Genomic DNA, 17,424 nt, shown 5'->3' on the forward strand with positions numbered 1-17,424 from the left:
CCAAGGATCTTGGTTTGTTGCGGACTCTTTCCCCCTCGTCTTCCTCCTCGTCATGGCCGGGCTTGACCCGGCCATTCATCCTGCTGCAATGCGCGGATGAGCGACGTGGATGTCCGGGCATGACGAAATGTGTACTTCGCCGTCCCCTACTCCACCGCATCCCCCAGCAGCTTGCGCATCGCCTGATAGCCCTGCTGCTGCTGGCTCCAGTTGCGGCCGCCGGTGATGGCACCGTCGATGACGAGATCATGGCCGTTGATGAAGCTCGATTCGTCGCTGGCGAGAAACACCGCAGCGTAGGCGATGTCGTCGGGCAGGCCGGCACGCGGAATCGGCTGCGCCGTGGCATAGGCGTTGCGGATCGTCTCCGGCGTCTTCTCGGCCGCCTCGGTCGACAGGCCCAGCGCCTTGCCGAAGATGCCGGTGGCGATCAGTCCGGGCGAGATCGAGTTGACGCGCACGCCGGACTCGCCGAGCTCCATCGCCACGCATTTCGTCAGATGGATCACCGCCGCCTTCGCCGTGCTGTAGACCACCGAGGTGGAGAAGCCGGCGAGCCGGCCGGCGATCGAGCCGTTGTTGATGATGCTGCCGGAGCCTTGCCGCTTCATGTGGGGCGCGGCGTATTTCATGCCGAGCATGACGCTGCGCACCAGCACCGCCATGGCCTGGTCGAACCGATCGGCGTCGAGGCCTTCGATGCCGCCGGTCTGCGCCGGACCGCCCGCATTGTTGAACACGCAATCGAGCCGGCCAAAGCGCTCGACCGCGCCATCGATCAATGCCCGCATCTGCCCGTCGACCGTGACGTCGGTCTGCCGGAACACGCAGCTCGCCCCGAGCCTGCTCGCCAGCGCCTCGCCCTCGGCGCTGCGCCGGCCCGCGACGACGACCTTCGCACCCTCGGCTACGAAGATTTCCGCCGTGCGCAGGCCGATGCCGCTGGTCGCACCCGTGATCACGGCGACCTTGCCCTCCAACCGTCCCATTCCCTGCTCCTTCCTTTGCTGCTGCGTGCTCGTTCTGGGCGGCGGAATAACAAGCGCCTGAGTTCCGCCGCGGAACCATCATCCTGCGCGCCAGGTTGCAGCACACGCAAGACGGCCTCCATCAACCGGACAAATTACCGCCACGTCGGCCTTAATTTGGTTGCGCAGTTGAGGCTCATGGATGTCCATGACGCGACTCATCGACGACATCAAGCGGATTTGGCGCGGCGAGCAGCAGCCTTCCCTGACATGGAGCTGCATGTTTGCAGCGATGTGCCTGCTCGCAGCCACGGCGATCCGCTACGGCATGGCGCATCTGCGGCCCGACGTGTTCTTCACGCCCTACCTGCCGGCCGTCTTCTTCGCCACCGCGATGGGCGGATCGGGCGTCGGCCTGGCGACGGCGATCGCAGGCGCGGCGCTCGGCCTGACGCTCGATTTTGGCGGCGGTCCGGCCGATGGCGCCCGGCTCGCGCTGATGGCGATGTATATGGTCGTGGCGCTGCTGGTGATCTGGGGCGTCGATCACTACCGGCGCCTGGCCGCCAAGCAGCGCGAGATCGCCCGGCGGCTCACCCAGGAGGAGCAGTATCGCAAGCTCCTGGTCGACGAGCTGCACCACCGGCTCAAGAACAAGACCTCCACCATTCACGCCGTGCTGCATCAGGTGCTGTACGACCAGCCGCAGGTGTGGAGCCGCATCGACCAGCGCATCCGCGCGCTCGCGACCGCGGACGACCTGATCGCGCGCGCCGACGGACAGGGCTGCGACCTGAAGGATCTGCTGGTCTCGGAGCTCGGGCCATATGGCCATGTCCGCTTCGAGCTCCACGGCCCGCCGCTGTTCCTGCCTGCCAAGCTCGCCGTCAGCCTCGCTTTGATCTTTCACGAGCTTGCGACCAATGCCGGCAAATACGGCGCCTTTGCCTCGCCGCGCGGCTTCCTTCAGGTGTCATGGACGATGCAGGAGGACCGCCTCCGTCTGACCTGGGACGAGGCCGCGGGTCCGCCGATCGGTCCGATCGGCAAGCCCGGTTTCGGAAGCAAATTGCTGAAGTCCGTGCTGTCGTCGTTCGATGGCAGGACCGAGACCAGATTTCTCGAATCCGGCCTTCACTGCACCTTGCAGTGTCGCGTGCCACCAAGCTGAACCGGCTGCCGGGCGGCCATTCCTGCCTACCACTTTCGCCGCATGCGCGCGGCCGCGTCGCTGCTCCGATTCAGGAACGGTTAATGACGCCGCGGCACAAAGCTCCGTCATTCCCGAGACTTGGCTCGCGCGTTCCGGGTTTCTACGTAGCGCTTAACTAAAATGAAGCGGGAACTTTGCACAATCGGCGCATGTACAGCAGCGACCGATTCAACTTTTCCCCCGGGCCGAACGAGGGGCTGGGCTCGACCGAGGCCGAGCTGCGCTTCCTGCGCAGCGTCCTCAGCCAGCTGCCGTCGGGCGTCACGGTCCAGGACGAGCATGGTCGCTTTCTGCTGGTCAACGATACGGCCGCCGTCCAGCTCGGCGCCGCCGCCAACAGCATCGACGGCCTCTCAGCGCCGCATCTCCATAACCGGCGCACGGCCTGCCGCGAGATCCTCGGCCGGGGTCGGACGGTGATCGGCGAGGAAAAAGTGGCAGGCGAGCGCGGCGCGCAGACCTTGCTGACCGCGCATCGGCCGGTTCGCATCGGCGACCAGACCGTCCTCATCTCCAGCTCGGCCGATATCAGCGAGCAGAAGGAGTTCGAGGACCAGTTGTTTCGCGCCGCCTATTACGACGAGTTGACCGGCCTGCCGATGCGCCGCGTGGTCGAGCATCGCGCCGACCTGCTGGTCCGGCGCGGCCGCGTCGACGGACGCTTCGCACTCGCCTTTCTCGACCTCGACAATTTCAAGTACATCAACGACTATTACGGCCACGCCACCGGCGATGCGCTGCTGGTCGAGCTCGCCAAGCGCATCAGCCGCGACCTGCGCGAGTCGGACCTGCTGTCGCGCATCAGCGGCGACGAGTTCCTGCTGCTGCTGCATCCGATCGAGCGCGCCGAGGAGGTCGCCGAATTCCTGCACGCGATGCTGGAACGCCTGAACGCGCCCTTCTTCATCGACGGCGCCGAGGTGTTCGCCTCCGCGTCCGTCGGAGTCAGCCTGTTTCCCGAGCACGGCGCAAGCTACGACGTGCTGCGCCAGAACGCGGATCTGGCGATGTACCGCGTCAAGAACAGCGGCAAGGGCACGCTGGCCTTCTTCTCCAGCGCGATGGAGCACGAGGCGCTGGCGCGCATGAAGGTCGAGCAGTCGCTGCGGCTCGCGATCCTGGAGAAGCGCTTCTGCTGCGCGTTCCAGGCCAAGGTCGACATCCGCACCGAGGAGATCAAGGGCATCGAGGCGCTGGTGCGGCTGCGCGACAATGAAGGCGTGATCCAGGCACCCGGATCGTTCATCAACCTCGCGGTCGAGCTCGGTCTCATCGACGAGCTCGCCCATCTCGTGCTCGACGAGATCGTCAAGTCGATCGACCTGATCAACGACGCGTTTGGGCCGGAGGCGACGATCAGCATCAACGTCGCGGCCAAGCAGGCGTCGAACCCGGACTTCATGCAGCCCTTCGCGCGGGCGATCGAGGCGACGGGCTTCCCCAAGCGGTTCATGATCGAGGTCACCGAGGACGCGTTCGTGACCCGCAGCCATTTCCAGGACGAGATCGTGCCGCTGCTGCGCGGGATCGGCGTCGGCATCTCGATCGATGATTTCGGCATCGGCTATTCGTCGCTGTCGGCACTCGCCGACATCACGGCGGACGAGATCAAGATCGACCGCTCCTTCATCACCGACATTCATAAGCGACCGCGCAGCCAGGGCATCCTGCGTGCTATCGAATCCCTGAGCGAGGCGCTGGGCATGACGGTGATCGCGGAGGGCATCGAGTCGTTCGAGGAGCTCGCCTATCTGCAGGCCGCGACCAAGATCCGCTATGCGCAGGGCTACTACTTCTCGCGTCCGATCTTCCTGGAGGAGCTGAAGCCGGCGGCCCCGCTTGCAAGCGAAGCGCGCATCAGTCTCGCCAGTCGCCCTGTGCAGGAAAATCGCCAGGTCTATGCGCGCAGCAGCCGCTATCGGCGCTGAGCTTTTGGAGGACGACACCCTTCGACCCAAGGTATGAGCCGTCACGGGCTGCCGCCGAAAGCGCCTTGACCCAGGCCGAGCCTGCACACTATCAGTTGCAGGCAACAGCCGCCAGTAGCTGGGAGGAAGGCTCGTGAAGACGTCACATATTCTCAAAGGTATTGTTTCATCATTGACCGCCGCCCTGCTGGCGACCGCCGCCCAGGCCGATGATCTGAAAATCGCTCTCATCTACGGCAAGACCGGCCCGCTCGAGGCCTATGCCAAGCAGACCGAAGCCGGTCTCCGCCTCGGCTTCGAATATGCCACCAAGGGCACCAACATGATCGACGGTCGCAAGATCGTCATCATCACCAAGGACGACCAGGGCAAGCCCGACCTGTCGAAGGCCGCGCTCTCCGAAGCCTATCAGGACGATGGCGCCGACATCGCGATCGGCACGACCTCCTCGGCCGCAGCGCTGGCCGATCTGCCGGTCGCCGAGGAGAACAAGAAGATCCTCATCGTCGAGCCGGCGGTCGCCGACCAGATCACGGGCGAGAAGTGGAACCGCTACATCTTCCGCACCGGCCGCAACTCCTCACAGGACGCGATCTCCAACGCGGTCGCGATCGGCAAGCCCGGCGTCACGGTCGCCACCCTTGCGCAGGACTATGCCTTCGGCCGCGACGGCGTCGCTGCCTTCAAGGAGGCGCTGGCCAAGACCGGCGCGACGCTGGGCGCCGAGGAATATGTGCCGACCAGCACCACCGACTTCACCGCCGTCGGCCAGCGCCTGTTCGACGCGCTGAAGGACAAGCCCGGCAAGAAGATCATCTGGGTGATCTGGGCCGGCGCCGGCGATCCACTGACGAAGCTGCAGGACATGGATCCGAAGCGCTACGGCATAGAGCTGTCGACCGGCGGCAACATCCTGCCGGCGCTTGCCGCCTACAAGCGTCTGCCCGGCATGGAAGGCGCCACCTACTACTATTATGACATTCCCAAGAACCCGGTGAACGACTGGCTGGTGGCCGAGCACCAGAAGCGCTTCAACGCGCCGCCGGACTTCTTCACCGCCGGCGGCTTCTCGGCCGCGATGGCCGTCGTCACCGCCGTAACCAAGGCCAAGTCGACCGACACCGAGAAGCTGATCGCGGCGATGGAGGGCATGGAGTTCGACACGCCGAAGGGCAAGATGATCTTCCGGAAAGAGGATCACCAGGCGCTGCAAAGCATGTATCACTTCCGCGTCAAGGTCGATCCGAACCTTGCCTGGGCCGTCAACGAGCCGGTGCGCGAGATCAAGATCGACGAGATGGCGGTGCCGATCCGCAACAAGCGGTGAGATAATGGATCGCGTGCCCGGCCCTCGCGCCGGGCACATTCTTACTGGCAGTGACAAGCTGGCGACATGGCCCTTACCCTCGAAACCCGCGACCTCACCATCCGTTTCGGCGGTCATGTCGCGGTCAACAGCGTCAGTTGCAGCTTCAGGCCCGGTGAGCTGACCGCCATCGTCGGCCCCAACGGCGCCGGCAAGACCACCTATTTCAATCTGATCTCCGGCCAGCTGACGGCCTCCTCGGGCTCCATCCTGTTCGACGGCCGCGACATCACCGGTCTCTCGGCGCCGCTGCGCACCCGCGCCGGCTTGGGACGCGCGTTCCAGCTCACCAACCTGTTTCCCAATCTCAGCGTCGAGGAGAACGTGCGGCTCGCTGTGCAGGCGCAGAGCGGCGTGCACTATGACCTGCTCCGCCCCTGGATGGCGCGGCGCGACCTGATTGCGCGCGCGGACGCGATCCTCGACCAGGTCGCGCTTGGCGGCCGCCGCAGCGTCACCGCGACGACGCTGTCGCATGGCGACCAGCGCAAGCTCGAAGTCGCGCTGATGATGGCGCTGGAGCCGAAGGTCTTCATGTTCGACGAGCCCACCGCCGGCATGAGCATCGACGAGGTGCCGGTCGTGCTCGACCTCATCGGCAGGCTCAAGCAGGACACGAGCAAGATCATCCTGCTGGTCGAGCACAAGATGGACGTCGTGCGCTCGCTCGCCGACCGCATCATCGTGCTGCACAACGGACAGCTGGTCGCCGACGGTCCGCCCGCGGAGGTCATCGCCTCGCCAATCGTGCAGGAAGCCTACCTTGGCGTGGCGCCGCGGAGTGCGGCATGAGCACGCTACTGAAGCTTGCGGGCGTCGAGACCTATATCGGACGCTATCACATCCTGCAGCGCGTCGACTTCGAGGTGCCCGAGGGCCAGACCACGATGCTGCTCGGCCGCAACGGCGCCGGCAAGACCACGACCTTGCGCACCATCATGGGCCTCTGGCAGGCCAGGAACGGCACCATCTCACTCGCCGGCGAGCCGATCGAGAGGCTGGCAACGCCCGACATCGCGCAGCGCGGCGTCGGCTACGTGCCCGAGAGCATGGCCGTGTTCTCCGACCTCACGGTGAAGGAGAACCTGATCCTGGCGGCGCGCAACGGCCCGCTCGACGATGCCCAGCTCGCCTGGATCTTCGGCTTCTTTCCCGCCTTGAAGAAGTTCTGGCTGTCGCGCGCCGGCAGCCTGTCCGGCGGCCAGAAGCAGATGCTGTCGATCGCCCGCGCCATCGTCGAGCCGCGCAAGCTGCTCCTCATCGACGAGCCCACCAAGGGCCTGGCGCCGGCGATCGTGGTGTCGCTGATCGAATGCCTCAAGGAGATCAAGCGCCGTGGCGCAACCATTCTCCTCGTTGAACAGAATTTCCACGCCGCGCGCGAGCTCGGCGACCAGGTGCTTGTGATGGACAATGGCACCATCGTCCATCGCGGCGAGATGGCCGCGCTCGCGGCCGACGTGCCGTTGCAGGAGCGCCTGCTCGGCCTCAGCCTGGAGGCGCATCAATGAGCGAGATCGCTGCGACCGAGGCACTGCCGAGACCGAAGCGCGACATCGCGCCGCTGCTGCTGCCGGTCGTGCTGGCGCTCCTGATGATCCCGCTGGTCGGGTCAGCGAGCTCCTGGGTGACCCTGACGGTCGCGAGCCTCGCGATGGGCATGATGATCTTCATTATGGCCTCGGGCCTGACGCTCGTCTTCGGCCTGATGGACGTGCTCAATTTCGGCCACGGTGCCTTCATCGCCGTCGGCGCCTACGTTGCGACGCTGGTGCTGCTGCCACTGGCGGGCTGGGCCCAGTCCGACTCGCTGCTGACCAACCTTGCCGTCCTCGTTCCGGCGGCGCTGCTGTCGATGGGCGTGACCGGCGCACTCGGCCTCGTGGTCGAGCGCGTGCTGGTGCTGCCGGTCTACGGCCAGCACCTCAAGCAGATCCTGATGACCACCGGCGGACTCATCGTCGCCGAGCAGACGCTGTATGCGCTGTTCGGTCCGCAGATCATTCCCATGCCGCTGCCCGCGGCGTTGCGCGGGTCTTTCATCATCGGCGACGTCGCGATCTCGAAATACCGGCTGCTGGCCATGCTCGTCGGCTTCGCGATCTTCGTCGCCATCGAGCTGGTGCTGAACCGGACCAAGATCGGCCTGTTAATCCGCGCCGGTGTCGAAAACCGCGAGATGGTCGAGGCGCTCGGCTATCGCATCCGCCGGCTGTTCCTCGGCGTGTTCATGACCGGCTCGGCGCTGGCCGGCCTCGGCGGCGTGATGTGGGGGCTGTATCGCGAGCAGGTGCATGCCTCGATCGGCGACGAGCTCACCGTGCTGGTGTTCATCGTCGTGATCATCGGCGGGCTCGGCTCGATCACCGGCTGCTTCATCGGCGCGGTCCTGGTTGCGATGGTCGCCAACTATGGCGGCTTCCTGGTGCCCAAGCTCGCCCTCGTCTCCAACATCCTGCTGATGGTCGCCGTGCTGATGTGGCGGCCGCGCGGTCTCTATGCGGTGACCAGCCGATGATGATCCTGTCCGGCGATCCGCCCCGCAGCCGCGCGCTGTCCATCCTGCTCACCGTCATCATCCTGGCGCTGCTGGCGACGCCCTTCATCTTCCCCGGCGCCAAGGCGCTCAACGTCGCCGCCAAGATCTGCATCTTTGCCGCGCTGGTCGCCTCCTACGATCTGCTGCTCGGCTATACCGGCTCGGTGTCGTTCGCGCATACGATGTTCTACGGCATTGGCTCCTACGCGGTCGCGATCGCGCTCTATGGCCTCGGTCCCAACTGGTCATCGGTGGCAATTGCCGCCGCCGCCGGGTTGCCGCTCGCGCTGCTGCTGGCGCTCGCGATCGGCCTGTTCTCGCTGCGGGTCGAGGCGATCTTCTTTGCCATGATCACGCTCGCGGTCGCCTCGGCCTTCCTGGTGCTGGCATCGCAATTGTCGTGGCTGACGGGCGGCGAGGACGGCCGCAGCTTCCAGCTGCCCGAGCTGTTGCGCCCGGGCACGGTGTTCATCGGCAAGGACTGGTTCGGCTTCCCGATCAACGGTCGCATCCTGACCTATTACCTGGTGCTGTCGGCCTGCGCGCTGATGATCCTGGCCCTGCTGCGCGTCGTCAACTCGCCGTTCGGCCGCGTGCTGCAGGCGATCCGCGAGAACCGCTTCCGCGCCGAGGCGCTCGGCTATCGCACGGTCTTTCATCTCACCTATGCCAACTGCATCGCAGCCATGATCGCGGCCTGCGCGGGGATGCTGAACGCACTCTGGCTGCGCTATGCCGGCCCCGACACGTCGCTCAGCTTCTCGATCATGCTCGACATCCTGCTGATGGTCGTGATCGGCGGCATGGGCACGATCTACGGCGCCATCATTGGGGCTGCCATCTTCATCCTGGCGCAGAATTATCTGCAGGCCCTGATGGGGATCGCTTCGACCGCGGCGGCGGACGCCGGACTGCCGCTGCTGCCCGGCCTGCTGCACCCCGACCGCTGGCTGCTGTGGCTCGGCCTCCTGTTCATCGCCAGCGTCTATTTCTTTCCGACCGGCGTCGTCGGCCGCCTTCGCAACAAGCCGGGCGCGGCGCGCTGAGCTGCAAGTACCCCCGAAATTCTGCGCGGCGGCGCCGGAGCAGCCTAGGCCGCACGGTATCCACATGCGGAAATTATCGTTTGCCGCGAAGTTTCGACGCGCGCTTAAGCGACGGCTAACCGCATTTCCTAACCGGACCGGCACCAGTGCCTTGTTATCAAGCGAGCTTGCAACAAGTCATTTCCTCCCGGGTCGATCAAGGCATGCAAGGCGCAGCAGACACGTCAGGGACCGGCGGTAGCGAGCCGGAATGGATTGGCACGTCCCTCTGGCGCGGTCCGGTGCCATGGCTGATCGCGTGCGGAGCGCTTCTGATCGCAGCCATCGTCATCGGGACGATCGTCATGGCCAGCGGTTTTCGGGCGCGTGCGATCGCCAACAACGAGCGCGAACTCGAAAACACCGTACTGCTGTTGAGCCGGCATTTCGCGCAGCAATTCGAAGACGCCGAGACCGCGGTTTCGCATGCGATCCGCCGCATGCAGCTCGAGTCGATCGGTTCGCCGGAGGCGTTCCGGTCCGAGATGGCAAGACCCGAGATCAGCGAGATGCTGCGCTCTCAGGTCAGCGGCCTGTCCTATATGGGAGACCTCACGATCGTCGACGTCGACGGCAATTTCGTGAACTGGTCGTCCAGCGACCCACTGCCGCCCATCAACGTCGCGGACCGCTCCTACTTCAAGGACCTGCAATCGGCATCGCGGCCGGACAGCTTCGTGATCCTGCCGGTCATGAGCCGCGTCACCGGCGGCTGGGCGACCATCGTCGCGCATCGCCTGAACGGCGCCAACGGGGAATTCCTTGGCTTGCTGACCCGCCGCGTGGATCCGCACACCTACGAGACGTTCCTGGAATCGATGGCTCTCGGGAAGGGCTCGTCGATCATGCTGGTCCATTCCGACGGCGCCGTGCTGGCGCGCTACCCGCACGCCGAATCCCTGATGGGCGCCAGGATAGGGAACGACGAGTTGCTGAAGGGGGTCGCCGAGAGTGGCCTGCGCACGACCCTGCTCACGAGCTCCGTCGACAACCTGGAGAAGATCGCGTCGGCTTCCAGGATCGGGCGCTTTCCGCTCGTCATCTCGGCCAATAGGCCGGTCGACGATGCGCTCGCGGACTGGCGATCGCAGATGGTGCTGATCGTGGGTGCGGCGGTGCTTGCGATCGCCGTCATCGCCGTGACGTTCACCCTGATGATCCGGCAGATCGTGCGACAGGGGCGTGCGGCAACGCGTCAACTGGAGACCGAGAAGCAAAGGGTCGAGACTGCGCTGGACAACATGACGCAGGGGCTGATCTCGTTCGACGCGAACGCATGCGTCGTGATGTTCAATCAGCGCTTCATCGACCTGCTCGGCCTGTCCACGGACGTGATCAGGCCCGGCGCCCACCTCAGCGAGGTCATCGCGCACTGCAAGGCGCGCGGATCCTTCAACGGCGACGTGACCGACTTCTGCGCCGACATCATCGACAGAGCCGCGGCAGGCGGCACGTCGCAGATGATCGCGGAGGGCGGAGCCGGCCGCTTCTTCAACATCATCGACAAGCCGCTGGCCTCGGGCGGATGGGTCACGACGATCGAGGACATCAGCGAGCATCGCAGGCTCGAGCAGGAGCGCGACCGCAACTACGCATTCCTGCGCGAGATCATCGACCACATCCCGTCGCACATCATGGTCAAGGACGTCCGCGACCGGCGCTATGTACTGGTCAACCAGTCGACCGAGCAGCGCTTCGGCGTGCCGCGCGAGGACATCGTCGGCAAGACGGCGTTCGACCTGCTGCCGCGACCGGTCGCGGAAAAGGTGACCGCGGACGACGACCGGGCTCTGGAGCAGTCGGACGGGCTGTTTCTCGCCGAACATCCCTGGCAGAGTCCGGGGCTGGGATTGCGTTACATCACGTCACGGCGCATCGCCATCGCGGATGATGCGCAGCGGCCGCGCTATCTGATCAACGTGATCGAGGACACCACGGAGCGGCGGCTGGCCGACGAGAAGATCGCCCATCTCGCGCATTTCGACGCGTTGACCGAGCTGCCGAACCGCGTGCTGTTCCAGGAGCGCATCGACGAGGAGCTGGAACGCGCGCGCCACGGCACCTTCTTCGCGCTGCTCTATATCGATGTCGACGAGTTCAAGGGCATCAACGATTCGCTCGGCCATCATGTCGGCGACGAGCTGTTGAAGACGATCGCGCGGCGCATCGAGAGCTGTCTCGCGCCGGAGGATATGGTGGCCCGGCTCGGCGGCGACGAATTCGCGGTGCTGCTGACCACCGTCGCGGACCGGGACGAGGTCATCGTGGCCGTGAAGGAGATCCTCGACGCGATCCGCAAGCCCTATAAATGCCTGGGCCACCAATTGTCGACCGATGCCAGCATCGGCATCGCGCTGGCGCCCCATGACGGCGTCGAGCGCGACCAGCTGACCAAGAATGCCGACCTCGCAATGTATGCCGCCAAGGCCGGCGGCCGCCGCACTTTCCGTTTCTTCGAGCCCGCGATGGATGAAACCGCGCGCGCGCGGCTGCAGTTGCAGCAGGACCTGCGCCGGGCGATCACCGAAGGCCAGTTCGAGCTGCATTACCAGCCGCTGCTCGGCTTCAGCGAGAACGTCATGACCGGCTGCGAGGCGCTGTTGCGCTGGCGTCATCCGGAGCGAGGGATGGTGCCGCCGCTCGACTTCATTCCGCTCGCCGAGGACACCGGGCTCATCAACGAGATCGGCGACTGGGTGTTGCGCACCGCCTGCGCCGAGGCCGCGCATTGGCCCGCCGGCATCCGCATCGCCGTGAACGTCTCGCCGGTGCAGCTCAAATCGCCGACCCTGGCGCTGCGGATCGCAGGCGCGCTGTCGGCGGCCGGTCTTGCGCCCGAACGGCTCGAGGTCGAGATCACCGAGGCGGTGCTGATCAGCGACGACGACGTCGCGCTCGGCATCCTGCACCAGTTGCACGACATGGGCGTGCGTATCGCACTCGACGATTTCGGCACCGGCTATTCGTCGCTGAGTTATCTGAAGCGGTTTCCGTTCGACAAGATCAAGATCGACCGCTGCTTCGTCAGCGACATCGGCGCCGGCAGCTCGTCGGCGATCGTCCAGGCGGTGGTGAGCATCGCCACCGCCAGCAACATGACGACCACGGCCGAGGGCGTCGAGACCGGGGCGCAGCAGACGGCGCTGCGCCAGCTCGGCTGCACGGAGATGCAGGGCTACCTGTTCAGCGCCCCGAAGCCGGCGGCCGAGCTGCGCAAGCTGTTCGGTCCAGAAGCGGCGGCAGGGAGCTTGCAGGCCGCCGGCTGAGCCGGCTTTGCGGCGCCGTCAACGCCTGGCCGCCCCGGCCGAGCCTGCGGCGCGAGGCCACGCAGATTTCGACGACCGGCCCGCTACCGGCCTTGGCGCCGCGTTCCTATATCCGGAGCGGCAACAACGGAGTTGGCAGGTCGTCATGCAGCCGGTTTCCATGCTTCTGAACATCCTCTGGATCCTGTGCGGCGGCGCCTACATGGCGTTCGGCTGGCTGGTCGCCGCGGTCGTCATGGCGATCACGATCGTCGGGCTGCCCTGGTCCCGCGCCGCATTCAACATCGCCGCCTATACGCTGCTGCCGTTCGGCTCGCGCGCCGTCCGCCGCGACCAGCTCACCGGCATGGAAGACGTCGGAACCGGCGTTCTCGGGCTGCTCGGCAACATCATCTGGTTCGTACTGGCCGGCTGGTGGCTGGCGCTCGGCCACCTCCTGACCGCAATCGTGCTCGCGGTAAGCATCGTCGGCCTGCCCTTCGCCTGGGCCCATCTGAAGCTCGCCGGGCTGGCGCTGTGGCCGATCGGCAAGACCATCGTGCCGGCGTGAGGCGGGTCGGCGGGAGCGGTCCGGCCGCGCACCCCGCCGAACTGCCCCCGCGCCTCGCGGCGCGAGCGGCCCGTCCGCCTGGTCCGGGGAGCATCCAAGGCCGTTGCCGTCGCCCAGGCAATCGGCTAAACGATTTGCCGTACGCACCCGTAGCTCAGCTGGATAGAGCGTTGCCCTCCGAAGGCAGATGTCAAGCCGTTTTGCGGAAGCGTGAGACTAAAAAGAGATAGAAATTTCAAAGACTTAGTAAATCAGCGCGGATCGCTTCACAGCCACGAAGTTTCCGCGTAAGCACTGCGTAAGCAGGCAGGCACCCGTAGCTCAGCTGGATAGAGCGTCGCCCTCCGAAGGCGAAGGCCACACGTTCGAATCGTGTCGGGTGCGCCACCCACTGGATAGCTCTCTCGGGAGCCGGGAAGAGCCCGAAGTACATCCCCCAATTGCTCATCAGATTTGCGTTCAGCAAAAGGCGCCATCGCCCGGTTGCGTTTGGTCGTTAGAAGCCAATTGATTTGCTCGAGTTGCGAACCTGGGTTCCCTGACGCCGTCGATCGAGGCAAGTGGGGCGCATAGATTTGGGGCTGGTTAAGCCTTGGGGCTCTTGAGCCTCACACCCTCGCCTTTTTGGTCCGCATCGAGAAATTCTATGCCGGCTTTGACCAAAGCGTCCTGAACAGCTTGCACCGTACTTATCCGAGAATCCACAACACCGCCCTCGAGCCTGGCAACGGCGTTCAGGGACACGATCGCCTTGTCCGCGAGTTGCTGCTGGGACCAGCCAAGCAACGCTCTAGCAGCCCGAATTTGTCGAGAGGTGATCATGAGATCACCATCGACACCCCTAGCAAAAGCGCCACTATAAGGTTATAAATGCACCTCTTAAGGGTATTATTCACCCGTATGAGAATGAAATCTCATGTGGATAGCCGCGAGATTTTCGAACTGAGCCGTCCGCGCAATTTCCGGGTGCATATGTTGCCGTCCAATGAGGATGCCTGAGCAATGAAGACCCCCTCGTCTCAACCGTCTTACAAGTCTCAGGCCAAGGTCGGTTCTCACTCTGGCCGCTGCGATGGCGACAATCCTAACAACGCTTCTAGACGCTCAACTTCAGACCTCGCCAACATACGGTTCAAGGCAACCGACGACGATTTAGGCTTGATCGTGTTGGGCAGGCAGCTCGAAGAGGCTATTGCCAAGATACGAGCCTTGTACGATCCGGCCTCGACAGACCATCTCGAACGAATTGAAACCATGCTCGCTGGTCTAGCGCCCATAGAGCAGGCCATTATGGCCACACCGGCACGAACTATAGCTGGTCTGGGCGTAAAAGCTCGTCATGCAGCCTACGTCAATTCCGAACTCTGGGCTGCGCCGATTGACGAGATCGACTGGGATGCTCGGGCGGCTCGTTCCTTGATTGAAGCGGTGTGCGACGTGGCCTCCATATCATTCTCCTTGGGGTCGAACTCCAAGGAAGAGAAATAGTCGCCCCGTACAGATCTTGCTGCCGTTCAACTTTCGATGGAAGGATTGGAGCGAATGAGCATAGTTTCGATCATGGCCGCGATCCTCGAAGAGGAGTTGCGAGAACATGGTATCCGCGGACTAACCCAACGCGACCGTGAAACGATCGTCCACAGCATGATCGAACGCACCGCCGAACTCGAAACAGACATCAAGCAGCGTCGTTTGGGAGCACGCCTCGATGATCAAAACTGAGGGACTGTTGGTGCGTTGCGGACGGCTTTCGAGCCTGGAGGAGAGGGAGGGATTCCCAACTTCCGTCCGCGGAAGCTCCAAAACTACGGTGGAATAAGGTCTCGCTGAAAAAGGCGGCGACGGCTTACGACCGCTGCTGTGTACCACCTCGTTGGCCTGAAAAACCGTCTTTCTCGATCAATATCGGGCCGTTTGAAGATTACCGGGTTGGGGCTTGATTAACCTGATAGAACTGATGAACTTGACAGAAGTGGAGGTTAGCATCATCTAAAGCAACGGAGATCCCCAATGGCCCAAACTCGTAGACAGAATCCATCGCCTCACATCGGGAAGAAGAAGCGCGGCCGTAGTCGCCTCGTCCGGAACCCGGCGACGGGTGAGGTTGCAATCCTCAGGATCGGAAAACACGAAATCAAGCTGCCGGTTTCCGACGTAATCATGAAGGTGATCGGAAAGGGGAAGAAGCGAGTTTTCGGCAAGCTTCTGGCTGGATACGCCGACGTCGCCGAAAAGGCGGCGCGAGCGGGTCGCGCCGTCGACTATACTGTCCGCATCACGCCCGAGGGCGACGCCGAGCCGGTGGCAAAGCCGGATGCGCTCGACGCGGCGCTCAACGCGGCGAAGAAGCGGGGCGAAGCGAAGGTAGCCGAGATACTGAAGGGCAACGACATGCTCACGGCGAGCGAATTCGGGTCGCTGATCGGGGCTTCCCACGAAACTGTCAACGTCAAGCGCCGTCGGGGCGAGGTGCTCGGACTACAAGCCGCGACGCGCGCGGTGAGGTACCCCGCCTGGCAGGTGACGGACGAAGGACAGCTTTTGCCTGGTTTGTCCAGCCTGTTTAAGATGCTGGGTCAGCCTTGGACCGTCTACCGCTTTCTGCGTACCGCTCACACGGAACTCGACGGACGTACCGCGCTGGATGCTCTGCAGGCCGGCGAAGAGAAGGCCGTTCTGGACGTCGCCCGAAATCAAGTGAGCGGCGTGTTTAGCTGACATGACGAGGCCCGTGCTGCCCGATCCGTCGTTCACAACCCGGCCCCTGGTGACCGCGACGATCCAGGTCGGGTCGACCTGGAGGCGCATGTACGAAACCCGATTTCCGGATCCTCTTGGCTACGGACCGGGCCTAAATCGTTTCAGCGATCCGACCGGAAAGGCATTTGGAGTGGTCTATCTTGGATCGAGCGCGAAGGTTGCCTTTGTCGAGACGATCCTTCGGGACCGCGCCGACGGTCGTGGCGCTACCTGCGTAGTTTCCTACGACGAGATCGAAAAACGATCATTAGCAAGCATTGTACCAGTGGAACCTTTGATACTGGTCGATCTTACTGGCGATGGTCCGCTCCGGATGGGCATACCCTCAGACGTCGTAGGTGCCCGGGATCAATCCTTGGCCCAACGATGGTCAGCCGCATTTCACGATCATCCAGAAACGCCGGATGGGGTGCTTTACCCTTCGCGCCTGAACGAGGAGCGCTGCATCGCGCTCTACGCGCGCGCGCTCCCGAAGCTGAAGGCAATCGCTGCGCCGCTTCTAGTGGATTGCCGTGCGGAGCTTGCCGCCATCCTCGACGATCTCGATCTCGCGATCGTCTGACGTAGCATCCGCCGCGGATCTCCAAGAGCGCGATCGCAGAACAGCGTTCGACGGAATGCCGGATGTCGAGCAGCAGTCCTGAAACAACTGAGCCCGCACACCGGCCGGATGTGCGGGCCCCCCTCCTTATTAGAGGGTAGTTGCTACGAGATACACGATGGCCATGGCCACACGTGGATCTATCGAAATGCTTAGGTGCATAGCGACACTCCTTTCTCGTTGGAGGGCTTGGACCAAGCTGGTTTCGTGGTTTTCGGCACCGCGCGATGCCTGTCATTCTTTATGGCTTTCGGTCACAAGTCGTCCGGGACGATGCGTTGTCCGGCTAACGAGATAGGTCGGCTTTTGTCGTGGCCGCGGCACTCCGGGTCGGTAATCCGGTCGCCATCAGGAGTAGCGCAAAACCAGGCCTTTTGCCATCATTTGGATGTGAACGGCGAGTACCGCACGCATCGCATTGATCCGGCAGGGCATTATGGCGAAGAAGAAAAACGGGCCGAAGCAGACGCCGCCGAAGGCGCGTCCGCCGTCGCGGATGGCGAAGCCCGAGGAAGCTTGGTCGCTCGATTTACCAGTCCGTCTGCGATTGGCGATCGCCGACGCCGTCGTAATCTTTTCCCGCATCGACAACGCGATCATCGAGTGCATCTGGGTGCTCGAGCAGGCCGACTACAAACGGAGGCTGCAGATCGCCAAGGAGAAGGCGCACGAAAACATCAAGTTCGTGAAGGGTGTCGTCGAGGAGCACCTCAAGCTCGACATCCAGCCGACGTGGAACGCGCTCGACAAGATGCGGCAGGAGCGAAACCTGATCGCGCACGGCTGCTGGATGGTGCGCTACGGCGGCGACTCTCCCGGCGAGAAAGCCGACCCGCCAGAGGGCATGCCGCACGTGCTTTGGCATTCGAAGATGTTGGAGAACGGCACCGACGTCGTCGCCGAGGCGTTCGATTACTGGAAGTTCAAACGCTTCATGGATCACGCCGAGGTGCTGCTGAAGACCTTCCGCGACTTTCGGGATCTCGCCGAGAAGGCAATCGAGGAGGAGGAGAAGCGCAGCCGAGGCCTCGCTCGCCCAGTGCCCGCTTGACCGTGTCAACGACCTTGTGTGCGACGGCCTCCGCCTTACGGTCGAGCCTTGCTTGGTGTCGCGGGCCACTCCGATGTCAGGGTGCTTCGGAATCAAG

16 protein-coding genes and 1 tRNA gene are annotated in these 17,424 nt (G+C 63.9%); 15 read left to right on the forward strand and 2 right to left on the reverse strand.

Features of this window, described 5'->3' with window-relative positions; genetic code table 11:
• Positions 1–146 precede the first annotated feature (146 nt).
• A complete protein-coding gene (locus tag ACQR1E_RS06915; protein ID WP_315715120.1) occupies positions 147–989 on the reverse strand; it encodes an SDR family NAD(P)-dependent oxidoreductase in 843 nt (280 codons plus the stop codon).
• Positions 990–1,170: 181 nt separating this feature from the next.
• Between ACQR1E_RS06915 and ACQR1E_RS06920 the strand changes: the two genes are divergently transcribed.
• The 10 genes from ACQR1E_RS06920 to ACQR1E_RS06965 all read left to right on the forward strand — a co-directional run bounded on the left by ACQR1E_RS06920 (position 1,171) and on the right by ACQR1E_RS06965 (position 13,302).
• Complete coding sequence (locus ACQR1E_RS06920; protein ID WP_316166301.1) at positions 1,171–2,139, forward strand: sensor histidine kinase; 969 nt, start codon at positions 1,171–1,173, stop codon at positions 2,137–2,139.
• A gap of 191 nt (positions 2,140–2,330) precedes the next feature.
• Entirely contained in the window at positions 2,331–4,109 is a 1,779-nt protein-coding gene (locus tag ACQR1E_RS06925; RefSeq protein ID WP_434896846.1) for a putative bifunctional diguanylate cyclase/phosphodiesterase, read from the forward strand.
• A gap of 133 nt (positions 4,110–4,242) precedes the next feature.
• Positions 4,243–5,436 carry a substrate-binding domain-containing protein gene (locus ACQR1E_RS06930; RefSeq protein ID WP_315715117.1) on the forward strand — a complete coding sequence of 398 codons (1,194 nt, stop codon included), beginning with the start codon at positions 4,243–4,245 and terminating at the stop codon, positions 5,434–5,436.
• A gap of 66 nt (positions 5,437–5,502) precedes the next feature.
• Positions 5,503–6,267: an ABC transporter ATP-binding protein gene (locus ACQR1E_RS06935; RefSeq protein WP_315751883.1), complete on the forward strand. Its 765-nt coding sequence runs from the start codon at positions 5,503–5,505 to the stop codon at positions 6,265–6,267.
• Positions 6,264–6,986, forward strand: a complete 723-nt coding sequence (locus ACQR1E_RS06940; protein ID WP_315715115.1) for an ABC transporter ATP-binding protein — start codon at positions 6,264–6,266, stop codon at positions 6,984–6,986. Before ACQR1E_RS06935 ends, ACQR1E_RS06940 begins: the two co-directional genes overlap by 4 nt.
• A complete protein-coding gene (locus ACQR1E_RS06945; RefSeq protein WP_434842545.1) occupies positions 6,983–7,993 on the forward strand; it encodes a branched-chain amino acid ABC transporter permease in 1,011 nt (336 codons plus the stop codon). The genes ACQR1E_RS06940 and ACQR1E_RS06945 overlap by 4 nt, the downstream gene beginning before the upstream one ends.
• The gene (locus ACQR1E_RS06950; RefSeq protein WP_315715113.1) at positions 7,990–9,060 is read left to right on the forward strand and encodes a branched-chain amino acid ABC transporter permease; all 1,071 of its coding nucleotides are present in this window, start codon (positions 7,990–7,992) and stop codon (positions 9,058–9,060) included. The genes ACQR1E_RS06945 and ACQR1E_RS06950 overlap by 4 nt, the downstream gene beginning before the upstream one ends.
• Positions 9,061–9,263: 203 nt before the next feature.
• Positions 9,264–12,365: a bifunctional diguanylate cyclase/phosphodiesterase gene (locus ACQR1E_RS06955; RefSeq protein WP_315825575.1), complete on the forward strand. Its 3,102-nt coding sequence runs from the start codon at positions 9,264–9,266 to the stop codon at positions 12,363–12,365.
• A 145-nt stretch (positions 12,366–12,510) separates the two neighbouring features.
• On the forward strand, positions 12,511–12,915 hold the full coding sequence (locus ACQR1E_RS06960; RefSeq protein WP_315715111.1) for a YccF domain-containing protein: 405 nt from the start codon (positions 12,511–12,513) through the stop codon (positions 12,913–12,915).
• 310 nt (positions 12,916–13,225) lie between these two features.
• Positions 13,226–13,302: transfer RNA gene (locus ACQR1E_RS06965), tRNA-Arg, on the forward strand.
• Positions 13,303–13,500: 198 nt separating this feature from the next.
• Here the strand turns inward: ACQR1E_RS06965 and ACQR1E_RS06970 are convergent.
• The gene (locus ACQR1E_RS06970) at positions 13,501–13,737 is read right to left on the reverse strand and encodes a helix-turn-helix domain-containing protein (RefSeq protein WP_015670204.1); all 237 of its coding nucleotides are present in this window, start codon (positions 13,735–13,737) and stop codon (positions 13,501–13,503) included.
• A gap of 180 nt (positions 13,738–13,917) precedes the next feature.
• Here ACQR1E_RS06970 and ACQR1E_RS06975 point away from each other — a divergent pair, with 180 nt between their 5' ends.
• From ACQR1E_RS06975 to ACQR1E_RS06995, 5 genes are all read left to right on the forward strand, one after another.
• Positions 13,918–14,403: a hypothetical protein gene (locus ACQR1E_RS06975; protein WP_316224577.1), complete on the forward strand. Its 486-nt coding sequence runs from the start codon at positions 13,918–13,920 to the stop codon at positions 14,401–14,403.
• Between the two features lie 54 nt (positions 14,404–14,457).
• Complete coding sequence (locus tag ACQR1E_RS06980; RefSeq protein WP_316224578.1) at positions 14,458–14,637, forward strand: hypothetical protein; 180 nt, start codon at positions 14,458–14,460, stop codon at positions 14,635–14,637.
• 288 nt (positions 14,638–14,925) lie between these two features.
• Entirely contained in the window at positions 14,926–15,633 is a 708-nt protein-coding gene (locus tag ACQR1E_RS06985) for a hypothetical protein (protein ID WP_316224579.1), read from the forward strand.
• An 88-nt stretch (positions 15,634–15,721) separates the two neighbouring features.
• Positions 15,722–16,237, forward strand: coding sequence for an RES family NAD+ phosphorylase (locus ACQR1E_RS06990; protein WP_316224580.1), 516 nt, complete (start codon positions 15,722–15,724; stop codon positions 16,235–16,237).
• A 457-nt stretch (positions 16,238–16,694) separates the two neighbouring features.
• Complete coding sequence (locus tag ACQR1E_RS06995) at positions 16,695–17,327, forward strand: hypothetical protein (protein WP_434896847.1); 633 nt, start codon at positions 16,695–16,697, stop codon at positions 17,325–17,327.
• Positions 17,328–17,424: the final 97 nt, after the last annotated feature.

Source organism: Bradyrhizobium sp. HKCCYLRH1030, assembly GCF_051168395.1.
Classification (GTDB): domain Bacteria; phylum Pseudomonadota; class Alphaproteobacteria; order Rhizobiales; family Xanthobacteraceae; genus Bradyrhizobium.